This window comes from Superficieibacter sp. BNK-5, assembly GCF_047456055.1.
Classification (GTDB): Bacteria; Pseudomonadota; Gammaproteobacteria; order Enterobacterales; family Enterobacteriaceae; genus Superficieibacter.
Genome location: NZ_CP179893.1, coordinates 2,342,234 through 2,354,910, shown reverse-complemented (window position 1 = coordinate 2,354,910; position 12,677 = coordinate 2,342,234). Strand labels below are relative to the sequence as shown.

The following is a 12,677-nucleotide window of genomic DNA, read 5'->3' as shown; positions in this document are numbered from 1 at the left end:
GGCATGAAATATGGAAAGAAAATATTCCCTCCCTGCATCTGGTTAATTCTGCTCAACGGCCTCGTCGTGCCCGCAGCCCGGGCCGACGACTATTTTGATCCGGCGTTTCTTGAGAGCCGCGGCGGGCATAAAACGCAGCCCGTCGATCTCTCCGTGTTTAATTCCGCCACGGGGCAGCTTCCCGGTCGATACCGGGTCAACGTGCTGCTCAACGACACGCCGCTTGGCATTCACGATATTGATTTTACCGACGCCACGCTGTCGGACGGCAGCCGCGCGCTTCAGGGGTGCCTTTCCGTTGCGGAACTGAAAAGCGCGGGCGTCAAAACGGAGCTGTTCCCGACGCTTACCGACGCGCAGCGCTGCGCTGACCTTACGGTCATCCCGGCGGCCAGCCAGCGTTTTGATTTTGATAATCAAACGCTTCACGTCAGCATCCCGCAGCTGTATATCGCCAATAGCGCGCGCGGCTATGTACCGCCAGAGCGGTGGGATAACGGCATTCCGGCGCTGTTACTAAACTACAGCTTTAACGCTTATCAGGACTCCTCGGACAGCAGCGACGAGGCGTCCAAATTTCTCGCGCTACAGCCGGGTGTCAATATCGGCCCCTGGCGTCTGCGTAACTACTCTACCTGGAGCTCGCAGTCCGGCAATAGCGACTGGAACAACGTCTATAACTATCTTCAGCGCGATATCCTTGCGCTGAACAGTCAGCTAACCGCCTGGGACAGCACCACGCCTGCGGATATTTTCGACAGCGTCTCGTTTCGCGGCGTGCAGATAGCCTCTAACGATCAGATGCTTCCCGACAGCCTGCGCGGCTACGCCCCGGCGATTCACGGCGTGGCGCGGACGAATGCGCAGGTGATTATTCGCCAGAACGGCTATGTCGCCTACCAGACCGCCGTGCCGCCGGGCGAGTTTGAAATCAACGATATGTTCCCCACCGGCAGCAACGGCGATTACGACGTCACGGTCAAAGAGGCGGACGGCAGCGAGCAGCACTTTATCGTGCCCTATGCCTCGTTGCCGCTGCTGCAACGCGAAGGCCGGGCGAAATACAGCGTGACCGCCGGAAAATATCGCGATAGCGACAATCAGATGAAAGACAATTTTGCCCAGGCGACGCTGCTGTACGGCCTGCCGTGGGGCGTTACCGCCTACGGCGGCGGGCAGATTGCGGGCGATAAATACCAGTCCGCCGCGCTCGGCCTTGGGCAAAATATGGAGATGCTGGGGGCCATTTCGCTGGACGGTACCTGGTCGCATGCCCGGTTCGATGACGGGCGCAGCGAAACCGGCCAGTCGTGGCGTGTGCGCTACAGCAAAGGCGTGATCAGCACCGGCACCAACGTCTCCATTGCCGGTTATCGCTATGCCAGCCAGCACTATAACTCGCTGGAAGATGCGCTCAGCCCGGACGAGGATTTTTATCAATACTACGGCAAACGGCGCAATCGCTTTGAAGCCTCCGTCAATCAGACGCTGGGGGAAGATCTGGGCACGCTCTCGCTCAGCTGGGTAAAAGAAGATTACTGGCAAAGCGCGCAAAAAATGGCCTCGCTGACCGTCGGCTATAACAATAGCTGGGGGCCGGTTAGCTATGCGATGAACTACAGCTACAACAAAAACACTTATCAGCGTTACGCCTCTGAACGTGACGATGACGATCGCTATCAGCAGAACGATCGTCTGTTTACCTTTTCAGTCAGTGTGCCGTTCTCGCTGTTTGATTCCCGGCTGTACGCCAGCTATATGCTGAATACCCGTCAGGATCGCGCCACCGTGAACAGCACCACGCTCAGCGGCAGCGCGCTGCGCGACGATAATCTGAACTGGTCAATACAGCAGAGCCACAGCAACGAAGATGGCGATTCCGCCGGTCTCAGCACCAGCTATAAAGGCACCTATGCCAACCTCAACGCGGGCTATAGTCAGTCGCCGAATGCCCATCAGGTGAGCTACGGTATTTCCGGCGGGGTGCTGGCGCATGAAAACGGCATCACTCTGAGCCAGCCGATTACCGGTGCCGCCGTGCTGGTTAAAGCGCCGGGGGCCGCGGGCGCGAAGGTAGAAAACCAGAGCGGGATCAAAACCGATTTTCGCGGCTATACGGTAATACCGAACGTGACACCCTACGCCCGCTACGATATCTCGCTCGATAGCGCCTCGTTTGCCGACAATACCGATGTTCCGCTGAATAATCAGACGGTTTATCCCACCAGCAACGCGGTGGTTCGCGCCGCGTTTGAGCCGCGCATCGGTTATCGGGTGCTGATGACCTTAACCCGCCGCAGCGGCGAGGCGGTGCCGTTCGGCGCGACCGTCAGCGTTAATCATGAGCAGGATAACAGCCAGGCCAATATCGTCGGCGACAAGGGCCAGGCCTTTCTGAGCGGCCTGCCGGAAAAGGGCGAGCTGCAGGTGACATGGGGCGCGGACGCTAGCGCCAGCTGTAATGCAACTTACCGCCTCGATCCGACCAAAAACCTGAATGGCATCGTGACGGCAAACGCCGTCTGTCAATAAAGAGAACCTATGAATATGCGCTGGATTAACCTTAGCTTTATCGCCCTCGCCCTGCTCTCCGCGCAGGCGACGGCGGAGAGTTTTGGCAACGGCACCGGCTGGTGTGAACCGACCACCGGCAGCCATAGCTTTGCCTTCCATTTTGATCAGACTATTACCGATAGCGATGAAAACCGCACGGGGAAAATCGTCGAGGAGCACTGGAACCTGGGCGGCGAGTACGCCACGAAGTGCGACTGTGATAATGCCGATTACAAAGGCCCCAACTATTTTACCGCCACGACCGGAAATCTGACGCAGAAAGGGACCTTCAGCGAATCGCGCTACTACGGTCATATGGATTACTACGTGCTGGTTCCCGGAAAGCTGGAGATTGGCACGGAGGCGCTTGTCGCCGGGAAATTAAGTCAAACGTTGCCCATCCCCTTCACCGCCGTCAGCAATGAGGATTACAGCGCCCAGGGCTGCAAAGGGGCGGAGATGAAGGCGATAACGGCTGGCAATAAAGGCACCGTCAGGCTCTACGTCACCCATCCGCTGGTCGGGCAGATAATCATCCCTGAAACCACCATTATGAATCTGTATCTCTCGAAGGCGAATACCGCTGGCGGCAGCAACATCCCGCCTGCGGTGCCGCCCGTCGCGCACGTGACGCTCTCCGGTACCATTACTGTGCCGCAAAGCTGCACCATCAACGCCGGGCAGATCATCGAAGTAAAGTTCGATCCGATTATGGCGAAGGACATCAAAAACGTTGGTGATAGCCCTACGCGCAAGACTACCGCCGTCAACTTTACCTGTAGCAACGTGGCGGACGGCACCAACCTGTCGATGTCGCTGAGCGGAGAAAACGATCCGCATAATACCGACTATCTGAAAACCACCAATGACAATATCGGCGTTCGGATTTCAGATAAGTACGACAATACCATTGTGCCGAACGGCAGCGCCGAACTGCCTGTCGATAACTATGCTGACGGCAAGGGCAGCACCGAGTTTACCGCCGCGCCGGTGAATACCACGGGCTATATTTCTGGCGGTGAGTTTCAGGCGACCGCCACGCTGGAAGTGCAGATCCGCTAAAAAGAGAGGCGGGTCTGGCGTCCACAGACTGCTGACAAACGAGGCCGGGTAAGGCGAAGCCAGCACCTGGCAAAACTACGCTGAAGCACCCGGTGTGGTTTTGCCCGGTGGCGCTGCGCTTACCGGGCCTACAGGTTACGTGCAACCCGTTGATATCGCTTAATTTGTAGGCCGGGTAAGGCGAAGCCGCCACCCGGCAAAACGGCGCGCACAATAGCAAAATCCGGGCGATCTCTCGCCCTTTCCCCCTTTAGCTACGCAGCCCACGTCCGCGCTGGATCAGATACCAGCACAGCAGGTAGAATGCGGCGATAAACACCACCAGCACGCCGAACGTTGTCACCAGCGGCACATCGTGAATGCCGAGGAAGCCATAACGGAAGCCGCTGATCATGTACACAATCGGGTTCAGTTGCGACAGCGCCTGCCAGAATGGCGGCAGCAGAGTCAGGGAATAAAACACCCCGCCAAGGTAGGTCAGCGGCGTCAGCACGAAGGTCGGGATCAGGCTGATATCGTCGAAGCTTTTGGCGAAGACGGCGTTCAGCAGGCCCGCCAGCGAGAACAGCACCGCCGTCAGCACCAGGGTTAACGCCACGAATACCCATGAATGAACCTGGAAAGGAACAAACAGCAGCGAGATGGCGGTGACCAGGATGCCCACGCACAGCCCACGCGCCACGCCGCCGCCGATGTAGCCGATGATAATGACGTGCGTTGGCACCGGCGCGATCAGCAACTCTTCGATATTGCGCTGGAACTTGGCGCTAAAGAACGAGGAGGCAACGTTGGCGTACGCGTTGGTGATCACCGACATCATAATCAGCCCCGGCACGATAAACTGCATATAGCTAAAGCCGTGCATCTCCCCAATACGCGAACCGATTAAATTACCAAAAATAATGAAATAGAGCGTCATGGTGATGACGGGCGGCACCAGCGTCTGGATCCAGATACGCATAAAACGGTGGATCTCTTTCGCCCAGATGCTTTTTAGTGCGACCCAATACAGCTGCATCATGCGCGATCTCCTTGCTTATCATGAACCAGTGAAACAAACAGCTCTTCCAGGCGGTTCGCCTTATTACGCATGCTCAGTACCTGAATACCCTGCGCGCTGAGCTGGCTGAACACGCTATTAATACCCTGCTCGCGCAGCACTTCGACCTCCAGGGTGGAGGTATCGACCAGCCGGTACTGATAGCCTTCGAGTTTCGGTAGCGGGCTTTTCTGTGCCAGATCGAGAATGAAGGTTTCCGACTTCAGCTTAGCGAGCAAATCTTTCATTGAGGTGTTTTCCACCAGCTCGCCGTTCTGAATAATGCCGATGTTACGACACAGCATTTCTGCCTCTTCCAGATAGTGCGTGGTGAGGATGATGGTAGTGCCTTTATCGTTGAGATCTTTCAAAAAGCCCCACATCGAGCGGCGAAGTTCGATATCAACGCCCGCGGTAGGCTCGTCAAGGATCAACAGTTTTGGCTCATGCATCAATGCACGAGCAATCATCAGGCGCCGTTTCATGCCGCCGGAAAGCATTCGCGCACGTTCGTTACGCTTTTCCCACAGATCGAGCTGTTTAAGGTATTTTTCGCTGCGTTCAACCGCGTCTTTGTGTTCAACGCCGTAGTAACCCGCCTGATGAACGACAATCTGCTGTACGGTTTCAAACGGGTTGAAGTTAAACTCCTGCGGCACCAGACCAAGCTGGCGTTTGGCGTTGACCACATCTTTTTCCAGATCGTAGCCAAACACGTTTACCCGTCCGGAGGTTTTGTTTACCAGAGAACTGATAATGCCGATAGTGGTCGACTTCCCCGCCCCGTTAGGCCCCAGAAGCGCGTAAAAATCCCCCGCTTCTACCTGTAAATCAATCCCGCGCAACGCCTGTACGCCACCGGGATACGTTTTTTTAAGCTGCTCAATTTCCAGTGCAATGGTCATGAATTTTTACTTACCTTACGTTCTGACACTTTATATGTGGTTTAAATAATCCCGCAGTTGACCTATATTAGCTCAACGCAATTATTTGGTTACAGGTCGTTAACCTCCATGAAAGATATAGATACACTCATCAGTAACAATGCACTATGGTCAAAAATGCTGGTGGAAGAAGATCCCGGATTTTTCGAAACGCTGGCGCAGGCACAAAAGCCGCGTTTTCTGTGGATTGGGTGCTCCGATAGCCGCGTTCCTGCTGAACGTCTGACCGGGCTTGAGCCGGGCGAACTGTTTGTCCACCGTAACGTGGCCAACCTGGTGATCCATACCGATCTTAACTGCCTCTCCGTAGTTCAGTACGCCGTTGACGTACTGGAAGTTGAACATATTATCATTTGCGGCCACTCCGGTTGCGGCGGTATCCAGGCAGCGGTAGAAAACCCGGAGCTGGGTTTGATTAATAACTGGCTGCTGCATATCCGCGACATCTGGCTTAAACATAGCTCGCTGTTGGGAGAAATGCCCGAAGAACAACGCCTGGATGCGCTGTACCAATTGAACGTAATGGAGCAGGTCTATAACCTCGGACATTCCACCATTATGCAGTCAGCGTGGAAACGCGGACAGAATGTGACCATTCACGGCTGGGCGTACAGTATCAATGATGGCCTGCTGCGCGATCTTGACGTTACCGCCACTAACCGCGAGTCGCTGGAGCAGCACTACCGCCGGGGCGTTTCCAACTTGCGTCTGAAATACGTTAATCAAGAATAGTTCGCTCCGGGCAGCCTCCAGGCACCGTGCCCTTTCTGCCGGGCGGCGCAAGCTTGCCCGGCCTACAAAGCTGTACCAGACGCCTCCAGATCGTAGGCCTGATAAGCGCAGCGCCATCAGGCATTCACGCGTCGGGCTTATTCGTCCAGCAACACCACTTTCCCCACATACGGCAAATGGCGATAACGCTGAGCGTAATCAATCCCGTAGCCCACCACGAACTCATCCGGAATCGAAAAACCGATGTACTCGACGTTAACCTCCACCTCACGGCGTGACGGTTTGTCCAGCAGCGTACAAATCGCCAGCGACTTCGGCTCGCGCAGGCTTAAAATTTCACGCACTTTCGACAACGTATTGCCGGAGTCGATGATGTCCTCAACAATCAGCACGTCCTTACCTCGGATATCCTCATCCAAATCCTTGAGGATTTTGACGTCGCGGGTGGTGGACATCCCGCTGCCATAACTGGAAGCGGTCATAAAATCGACTTCATGGGAGACCTGCACTTCACGGCACAGGTCGGCCATAAACATAAACGAACCTCGCAGCAGTCCCACCAGCACCATCTCGCTGCCGCTATCTTTGTAATGCTCGGTAATCTGGCGACCCAGCTCGGCGATACGGGTTTTGATTTCCGTTTCCGGGATCATCACTTCAACAGTATGTTTCATTTAACTAACCATATGATTTTCAGGTAAATCACTCAATACGCCCCCATCCGGTAACCGCATTGATTAGTAAGCCACGCAGTATATCAGTAAAACAATTTTAGCGGGGGATAGCGTAAGAAAGCTCATTTTGTGATGACGATCACACATGTTAAATCCTATAATAAATTGCTATCAGAATATTAATTAATTTAACGAGTGTCTTTTTATGGCAGAAACAAAACCACATACGTCACGCATTCTGGTGACGTTAACAGCGCTGTTCGCCGCTTTTTGCGGACTGTATCTGTTAATCGGCGGGGTCTGGCTGGTCGCGATTGGCGGCTCCTGGTACTACCCCATTGCAGGCATCATCATGCTGGGGGTTACCTGGCTGTTGTGGCGCAGCAAGCGCTCGGCGCTGTGGCTCTATGCCGCGCTGCTGCTGGGTTCAATGATATGGGGCGTCTGGGAGGTCGGCTTTGACTTCTGGGCGCTGACGCCGCGCAGCGACATCCTGGTCTTCTTCGGCATCTGGCTGATCCTGCCGTTTGTCTGGCGTCGGCTGATTTTCCCTTCCGGCGGTGCGGTAGCGGCGCTGGTAGTGGCACTGCTGATCAGTGGCGGCATTCTGACCTGGGCGGGCTTTAACGATCCGCAGGAAGTGAACGGTACCCTCAGCGCCGATGCCACGCCTGCCGCGCCGATCTCGCCGGTAGCCGATCAGGACTGGCCTGCCTATGGCCGCAATCAGGAAGGCCAGCGCTACTCTCCGCTTAAACAGATCAATGCCGATAACGTGCATAAGCTGAAAGAAGCGTGGGTGTTCCGCACCGGCGATCTGAAAAAAGAGAATGACTCGGGTGAAGTGACCAACGAAGTGACGCCGATTAAAGTGGGCGACACGCTTTATCTGTGTACTGCGCACCAGCGTCTGTTCGCGCTGGATGCCGCCACCGGTAAAGAAAAATGGCATTTTGATCCGCAACTTAATTCAACGCCGTCCTTCCAGCATGTCACCTGCCGCGGCGTGTCGTATCACGAAGCGAAAGCGGACAGCGCACCGGCGAACGTGATGGCGGACTGCCCGCGTCGTATTATTCTGCCGGTCAACGATGGTCGCCTGTTCGCGCTGAACGCCGATACCGGCAAGCTGTGCGAATCTTTCGCCAACAAAGGTATTCTGAACCTGCAAACCAATATGCCGGATCAGACACCGGGGCTGTATGAACCAACGTCACCGCCGATCATTACTGACAGAGCGATTGTGATTGCCGGTTCGGTCACCGATAACTTCTCGGTGCGTGAAACGTCGGGCGTGATTCGCGGTTTTGACGTTAATACTGGTGATCTGCTGTGGGCCTTTGATCCGGGTGCGAAAGATCCAAATGCGATTCCGTCGGATGAGCATACCTTCACCTTTAACTCGCCGAACTCCTGGGCACCAGCGGCCTATGACGCCAAATTGGATCTGGTCTATCTGCCGATGGGCGTGACCACGCCGGATATCTGGGGCGGCAACCGTACGCCGGAGCAGGAGCGTTACGCCAGCTCTATCGTCGCGCTGAATGCCACCACCGGTAAGCTGGCCTGGAGCTATCAGACCGTTCACCACGATCTGTGGGATATGGATATGCCGTCCCAGCCGACGCTGGCGGATATTACGGTCAACGGCCAGACGGTGCCGGTGGTTTACGCTCCGGCGAAAACCGGTAACATCTTCGTACTGGATCGTCGTAACGGCGAACTGGTGGTTCCGGCACCAGAAAAACCGGTTCCGCAGGGCGCGGCGAAAGGCGATTACGTCAGCAAAACCCAGCCGTTCTCCGACCTCAGCTTCCGTCCGAAGAAAAATCTGAGCGGCGCGGATATGTGGGGCGCGACCATGTTTGACCAGCTGGTCTGCCGGGTCATTTTCCAGCAGATGCGCTATGAAGGCATCTTCACACCGCCGTCCGAACAGGGCACGCTGGTGTTCCCGGGCAACCTGGGGATGTTCGAGTGGGGCGGTATCTCCGTCGATCCGAACCGTCAGGTGGCGATTGCAAACCCGATGGCGCTGCCGTTTGTTTCGAAACTGATGCCGCGTGGTCCGGGTAATCCGATGGAACAGCCGAAGGATGCCAAAGGTAGCGGTACAGAAGCCGGTATTCAGCCGCAGTACGGCGTGCCGTATGGCGTAACCCTGAACCCGTTCCTGTCGCCGTTTGGTCTGCCGTGTAAGCAGCCTGCCTGGGGTTATATCTCCGCGCTGGATCTGAAAACTAACGAAGTAGTGTGGAAAAAACGTATTGGTACGCCGCGCGACAGCCTGCCGTTCTCAATGCCGTTTAAGGTGCCGTTTAACCTCGGTATGCCGATGCTGGGCGGTCCTATCTCTACGGCCGGTAACGTGCTGTTTATCGGCGCAACCGCAGATAACTACCTGCGTGCTTATAATATGAGCAACGGTGATAAGCTGTGGGAAGGTCGTCTGCCTGCGGGCGGACAGGCAACGCCGATGACCTACGAAGCGAATGGCAAGCAGTATGTTGTCATCTCAGCGGGCGGTCATGGTTCGTTTGGTACGAAGATGGGCGACTATATCGTGGCCTATGCGTTGCCGGACGACGAGAAGTAAGTTATCCCTCCCCTCTTCCGCTGGAAGGGGGGAATGATTTACGGCTTCGTGTGTAAACCTGCCGGGTGGCGGCTTCGCCTTACCCGGCCTACCGATCCCATCATATCAAGCCGCTGTACCCCGTAGGCCCGCGTAAGCGCAGCGCCACCGGGCAAAACGCACACCCCGCTAAACGTCGTACCACCCCACAGGCCCGCTTAAGCGCAGCGCCACCGGGCAAAACGCCAACGGGCTTTCAGCACTGTCCTAACACCCACGCCACTGATAACAAATCTGCGCTGCCGCCGGGACTTAAATGCCGTCCTATCAGCGCCTGGTCCATTTTTTCCAGCGCCTCGCCATCCCAACCGTTGGTTAACAATCGTCTTGCATAATCCTGCACGTAGCGCAGCCCGCTCATCCCCCCGCGTGACACCAGATTACTGTCCGGATTCATCGCCATCAGGCGCAGCAGCATTTCATGTTGTCGGTCACGTCGCCAGTGCGGCAGAATCGACCGCACGGTGGCAAAACCGCTTTCCGCCTCACCGCGCGCGCCCGTCAGGCCAAATTGTTGAAATTGCCGTTCGCCCGCCGTTGCCGCGACGCTGCGGGTACGTAATTCCCGCGTGACCAGGCCACGGCAAATTTCACTCACTTCATGGCACAGGTTATTCGCATTGACGACGGCAACCCGCCCGGCAGCAAAACAGAGCAGCCCGAGGGCAAACACGCCGCCTTTGTGCGTGTTAATCCCGCCGGTGGCGTTATACATTGCCTGTTCACACGCAATGCCCATCGGGCGTAAAAGGCGTAACTGCATATCGGCAGGTTTATTCGCGTGTTCTTCCCCCAGCCCGGCAAAGCGAGCAAACCACGGCGCAATCGCGTCAATACTGCGCACAAATAGCGCGTGATCCATATCCTGATGGGAACCGTTGTTAAGCCGGTCCACCAGCCCCGGCTTGGGCGTCAGATCCAGCTCGTGCCACAGCGCGTCTTCCGCCAGTTGCGGCACATTGATAACGCGCGCGTTAGTCGCGAGCAAACCAGTCATCGACCATTTTCTCCACCCGCGCTACGACCTCTTCCACCGGATGACGGCGCGAACGGGCGCAGGCGTGAGCGGGTTCATCGCAGATCAGACAACGGCGCATGTGCGATCCCAGCGACAGCCGTCCTACATGCCCCGCTTTCGGGCAGATAACATCCAGATCCCACAATCGGCCCAGCGGATGCGTTTGCTCCAGCGCCGCGCAGTGAGCCTTAATTTCCGGGGCCTGGTGCGCCACGCACCACATCGCCTCCGGCCCTGTCGGCAGCCATAAAACCTGCCTGTCGAGCACCTGCCAGTGATGCTGCCACAGCATCTGGTCGCACATCTGTAACGCCACGCCCATTGTATTGCGATAGCGCAGGCTGTCTTTAATTTCGCCGGGGGTGACCAGCGTCAGGGAGATCACCGGTTGTTGATAGTGCGTGAGCCAGTCTGCCTGCCGTGCCGCGCGACGCTCTTTCGCCGCCAGCAGCGCATCAAGACTGACACCCGCACGCACGGGTGTCGCAGTTTCCATTATTCACACTCCTTTACCTGTCGAACGGTATCTATCACGCTGCCGTCACGGTAGCGGATCACGCCGACGATCTTATCGGTAAATTCTATGGGTTTTGGTGCGCCGGTTAACGAAATGGCGCGTTCATACAGCGCGTTGATATCAATAACGTTCAGCCCTGCCGCGACCAGGCGCTGACGGATCTCCGGCCGGGCCGGGTTAACCGCAATTCCGTGGTCGGTAACCAGCACATCAATGCTTTCACCGGGCGTCAGACGCGTCGTTACCCGTTTCACCACCGTCGGAATGCGGCTGCGCAGCAGCGGCGCGACCACAATCGTCAGGTTAGCTGCCGCCGCCACGTCGCAGTGTCCGCCGGATGCGCCGCGCATCACGCCATCTGAACCGGTGATCACGTTAACGTTAAAATCCACGTCAATCTCCAGCGCGCTGAGGATCACCACGTCCAGTTGGTCACAGCTGGTGGCTTTGCTACCGGGGTTGGCGTAAACGTTGGTAGAGATCTCCACGTGGTGCGGGTTACGCGCCAGCGAGGCCGCCGCCTGACCATCAAAGCACTGGGTGTCGAGCAGTTTTTCGATCAGCCCTTTTTCATGCAGATCCACCAGGCTGCCGGTGATCCCGCCCAGCGCGAAACGGGCTTTTACGCCGTTGCGCTCCATTTTCTCTTCCATAAAACGGGTACAGGCGGTCGCCGCCGCGCCGGAACCGGTCTGCATTGAGAAACCGTTTTTGAAAAAGCCGGAATGTTCAATGACGTCCGCCGCATAGCGGGCGATCATTAACTCACGCGGATTGCTGGTGACGCGCGCCGCGCCGACGCTGATTTTCGCCGCATCGCCAACGCTTTCGACCTGAACGATATAATCCACCTGATCCTGCCCGAGGCTGGCGGGCATATTCGGGAACGGCACAATCTCTTCCGTTAGCAGCACAACCTGACGGGCAAACTGCGCATCCACCATTGCGTAGCCGAGCGACCCGCAGCAGGATTTACCCTGCGTGCCGTTGGCGTTGCCAAATTCATCGCTGCACGGTACGCCGAGAAAAGCGACGTCGATTTTCAGTTCGCCATCCTGAAGCAGTTTGACGCGCCCACCGTGAGAGTGGATTTGAACCGGCTCGTCCATCAGGCCATGCGAGATGGCATCCGCCAGTTTGCCGCGCATCCCGGAGGTATAAATACGGGTAATGACGCCGCTTTTGATGTGCTCAATCAGCGCATCGTTGCAGGTCATCAGGGAACTGGACGCCAGGGTCAGATTTTTAAAGCCCATCTTCGCCAGCAGCGCGACCACTTTATTAATGACCCGATCCCCCTCGCGAAACGCGTGATGAAAGGAAATGGTCATTCCGTCCTTAAGCCCGCTGCGGATCACCGCCTGTTCCAGCGATGCGCACAGCTTGCGGTGATGTTTAGTGTCATTATCGGCAAGCCAGGGCGTAGCGCTGTGGGCCGTATCAAAGGGTTTCAAATCCCGCAAATGGGGAAAATTAACGTGAAGAAGTTCTGTCTGATTCATT

10 protein-coding genes are annotated in these 12,677 nt (G+C 56.4%); 4 read left to right on the top strand and 6 right to left on the bottom strand.

Annotated features, from left to right (window positions below):
• The first annotated feature begins 3 nt into the window (after nucleotides 1–3).
• Both ACMGGS_RS11255 and ACMGGS_RS11250 read left to right on the top strand, forming a co-directional pair.
• Nucleotides 4–2,532, top strand: coding sequence for a fimbria/pilus outer membrane usher protein (locus ACMGGS_RS11255; protein ID WP_414166117.1), 2,529 nt, complete (start codon nucleotides 4–6; stop codon nucleotides 2,530–2,532).
• 9 nt (nucleotides 2,533–2,541) lie between these two features.
• Nucleotides 2,542–3,615, top strand: a complete 1,074-nt coding sequence (locus ACMGGS_RS11250) for a fimbrial protein (RefSeq protein ID WP_414166116.1) — start codon at nucleotides 2,542–2,544, stop codon at nucleotides 3,613–3,615.
• Between the two features lie 250 nt (nucleotides 3,616–3,865).
• Here ACMGGS_RS11250 and ACMGGS_RS11245 read toward each other — a convergent pair whose 3' ends face one another.
• Both ACMGGS_RS11245 and ACMGGS_RS11240 read right to left on the bottom strand, forming a co-directional pair.
• Nucleotides 3,866–4,636, bottom strand: coding sequence for an ABC transporter permease (locus ACMGGS_RS11245; protein WP_176918020.1), 771 nt, complete (start codon nucleotides 4,634–4,636; stop codon nucleotides 3,866–3,868).
• Entirely contained in the window at nucleotides 4,633–5,559 is a 927-nt protein-coding gene (locus tag ACMGGS_RS11240) for an ABC transporter ATP-binding protein (protein WP_414166115.1), read from the bottom strand. Before ACMGGS_RS11240 ends, ACMGGS_RS11245 begins: the two co-directional genes overlap by 4 nt.
• A gap of 108 nt (nucleotides 5,560–5,667) precedes the next feature.
• Between ACMGGS_RS11240 and can the strand changes: the two genes are divergently transcribed.
• Nucleotides 5,668–6,330, top strand: a complete 663-nt coding sequence (can, locus tag ACMGGS_RS11235; RefSeq protein ID WP_414166114.1) for a carbonate dehydratase — start codon at nucleotides 5,668–5,670, stop codon at nucleotides 6,328–6,330.
• Nucleotides 6,331–6,467: 137 nt separating this feature from the next.
• Here the strand turns inward: can and hpt are convergent, their stop codons facing one another.
• Complete coding sequence (gene hpt / locus ACMGGS_RS11230) at nucleotides 6,468–7,004, bottom strand: hypoxanthine phosphoribosyltransferase (protein WP_414166113.1); 537 nt, start codon at nucleotides 7,002–7,004, stop codon at nucleotides 6,468–6,470.
• A gap of 205 nt (nucleotides 7,005–7,209) precedes the next feature.
• Between hpt and ACMGGS_RS11225 the strand changes: the two genes are divergently transcribed.
• Nucleotides 7,210–9,600 (top strand): glucose/quinate/shikimate family membrane-bound PQQ-dependent dehydrogenase, encoded by a 2,391-nt coding sequence (locus ACMGGS_RS11225; RefSeq protein ID WP_414166112.1) that lies wholly within the window; start codon nucleotides 7,210–7,212, stop codon nucleotides 9,598–9,600.
• Between the two features lie 235 nt (nucleotides 9,601–9,835).
• Here the strand turns inward: ACMGGS_RS11225 and citG are convergent, their stop codons facing one another.
• Genes citG through citF form a run of 3 tightly spaced genes read right to left on the bottom strand, consistent with a single transcriptional unit; the run spans nucleotide 9,836 to nucleotide 12,676 of the window.
• The gene (gene citG / locus ACMGGS_RS11220) at nucleotides 9,836–10,636 is read right to left on the bottom strand and encodes a triphosphoribosyl-dephospho-CoA synthase CitG (RefSeq protein WP_414166111.1); all 801 of its coding nucleotides are present in this window, start codon (nucleotides 10,634–10,636) and stop codon (nucleotides 9,836–9,838) included.
• Entirely contained in the window at nucleotides 10,614–11,153 is a 540-nt protein-coding gene (citX, locus tag ACMGGS_RS11215; protein ID WP_176918014.1) for a citrate lyase holo-[acyl-carrier protein] synthase, read from the bottom strand. Before citX ends, citG begins: the two co-directional genes overlap by 23 nt.
• Nucleotides 11,153–12,676, bottom strand: a complete 1,524-nt coding sequence (gene citF, locus ACMGGS_RS11210) for a citrate lyase subunit alpha (protein ID WP_414166110.1) — start codon at nucleotides 12,674–12,676, stop codon at nucleotides 11,153–11,155. The genes citX and citF overlap by 1 nt, the downstream gene beginning before the upstream one ends.
• Nucleotide 12,677: the final 1 nt, after the last annotated feature.

Bases quoted from the DNA above. Each gene is read 5' to 3' on its own strand.
- ACMGGS_RS11225 (WP_414166112.1), top strand. From the start codon at position 7,210: ATGGCAGAAACAAAACCACATACGTCACGCATTCTGGTGACGTTAACA.
- ACMGGS_RS11250 (WP_414166116.1), top strand. From the start codon at position 2,542: ATGAATATGCGCTGGATTAACCTTAGCTTTATCGCCCTCGCCCTGCTC.
- hpt (WP_414166113.1), bottom strand. From the start codon at position 7,004: ATGAAACATACTGTTGAAGTGATGATCCCGGAAACGGAAATCAAAACC.
- ACMGGS_RS11255 (WP_414166117.1), top strand. From the start codon at position 4: ATGAAATATGGAAAGAAAATATTCCCTCCCTGCATCTGGTTAATTCTG.
- citX (WP_176918014.1), bottom strand. From the start codon at position 11,153: ATGGAAACTGCGACACCCGTGCGTGCGGGTGTCAGTCTTGATGCGCTG.
- citG (WP_414166111.1), bottom strand. From the start codon at position 10,636: ATGACTGGTTTGCTCGCGACTAACGCGCGCGTTATCAATGTGCCGCAA.
- citF (WP_414166110.1), bottom strand. From the start codon at position 12,676: ATGAATCAGACAGAACTTCTTCACGTTAATTTTCCCCATTTGCGGGAT.
- ACMGGS_RS11245 (WP_176918020.1), bottom strand. From the start codon at position 4,636: ATGATGCAGCTGTATTGGGTCGCACTAAAAAGCATCTGGGCGAAAGAG.
- ACMGGS_RS11240 (WP_414166115.1), bottom strand. From the start codon at position 5,559: ATGACCATTGCACTGGAAATTGAGCAGCTTAAAAAAACGTATCCCGGT.
- can (WP_414166114.1), top strand. From the start codon at position 5,668: ATGAAAGATATAGATACACTCATCAGTAACAATGCACTATGGTCAAAA.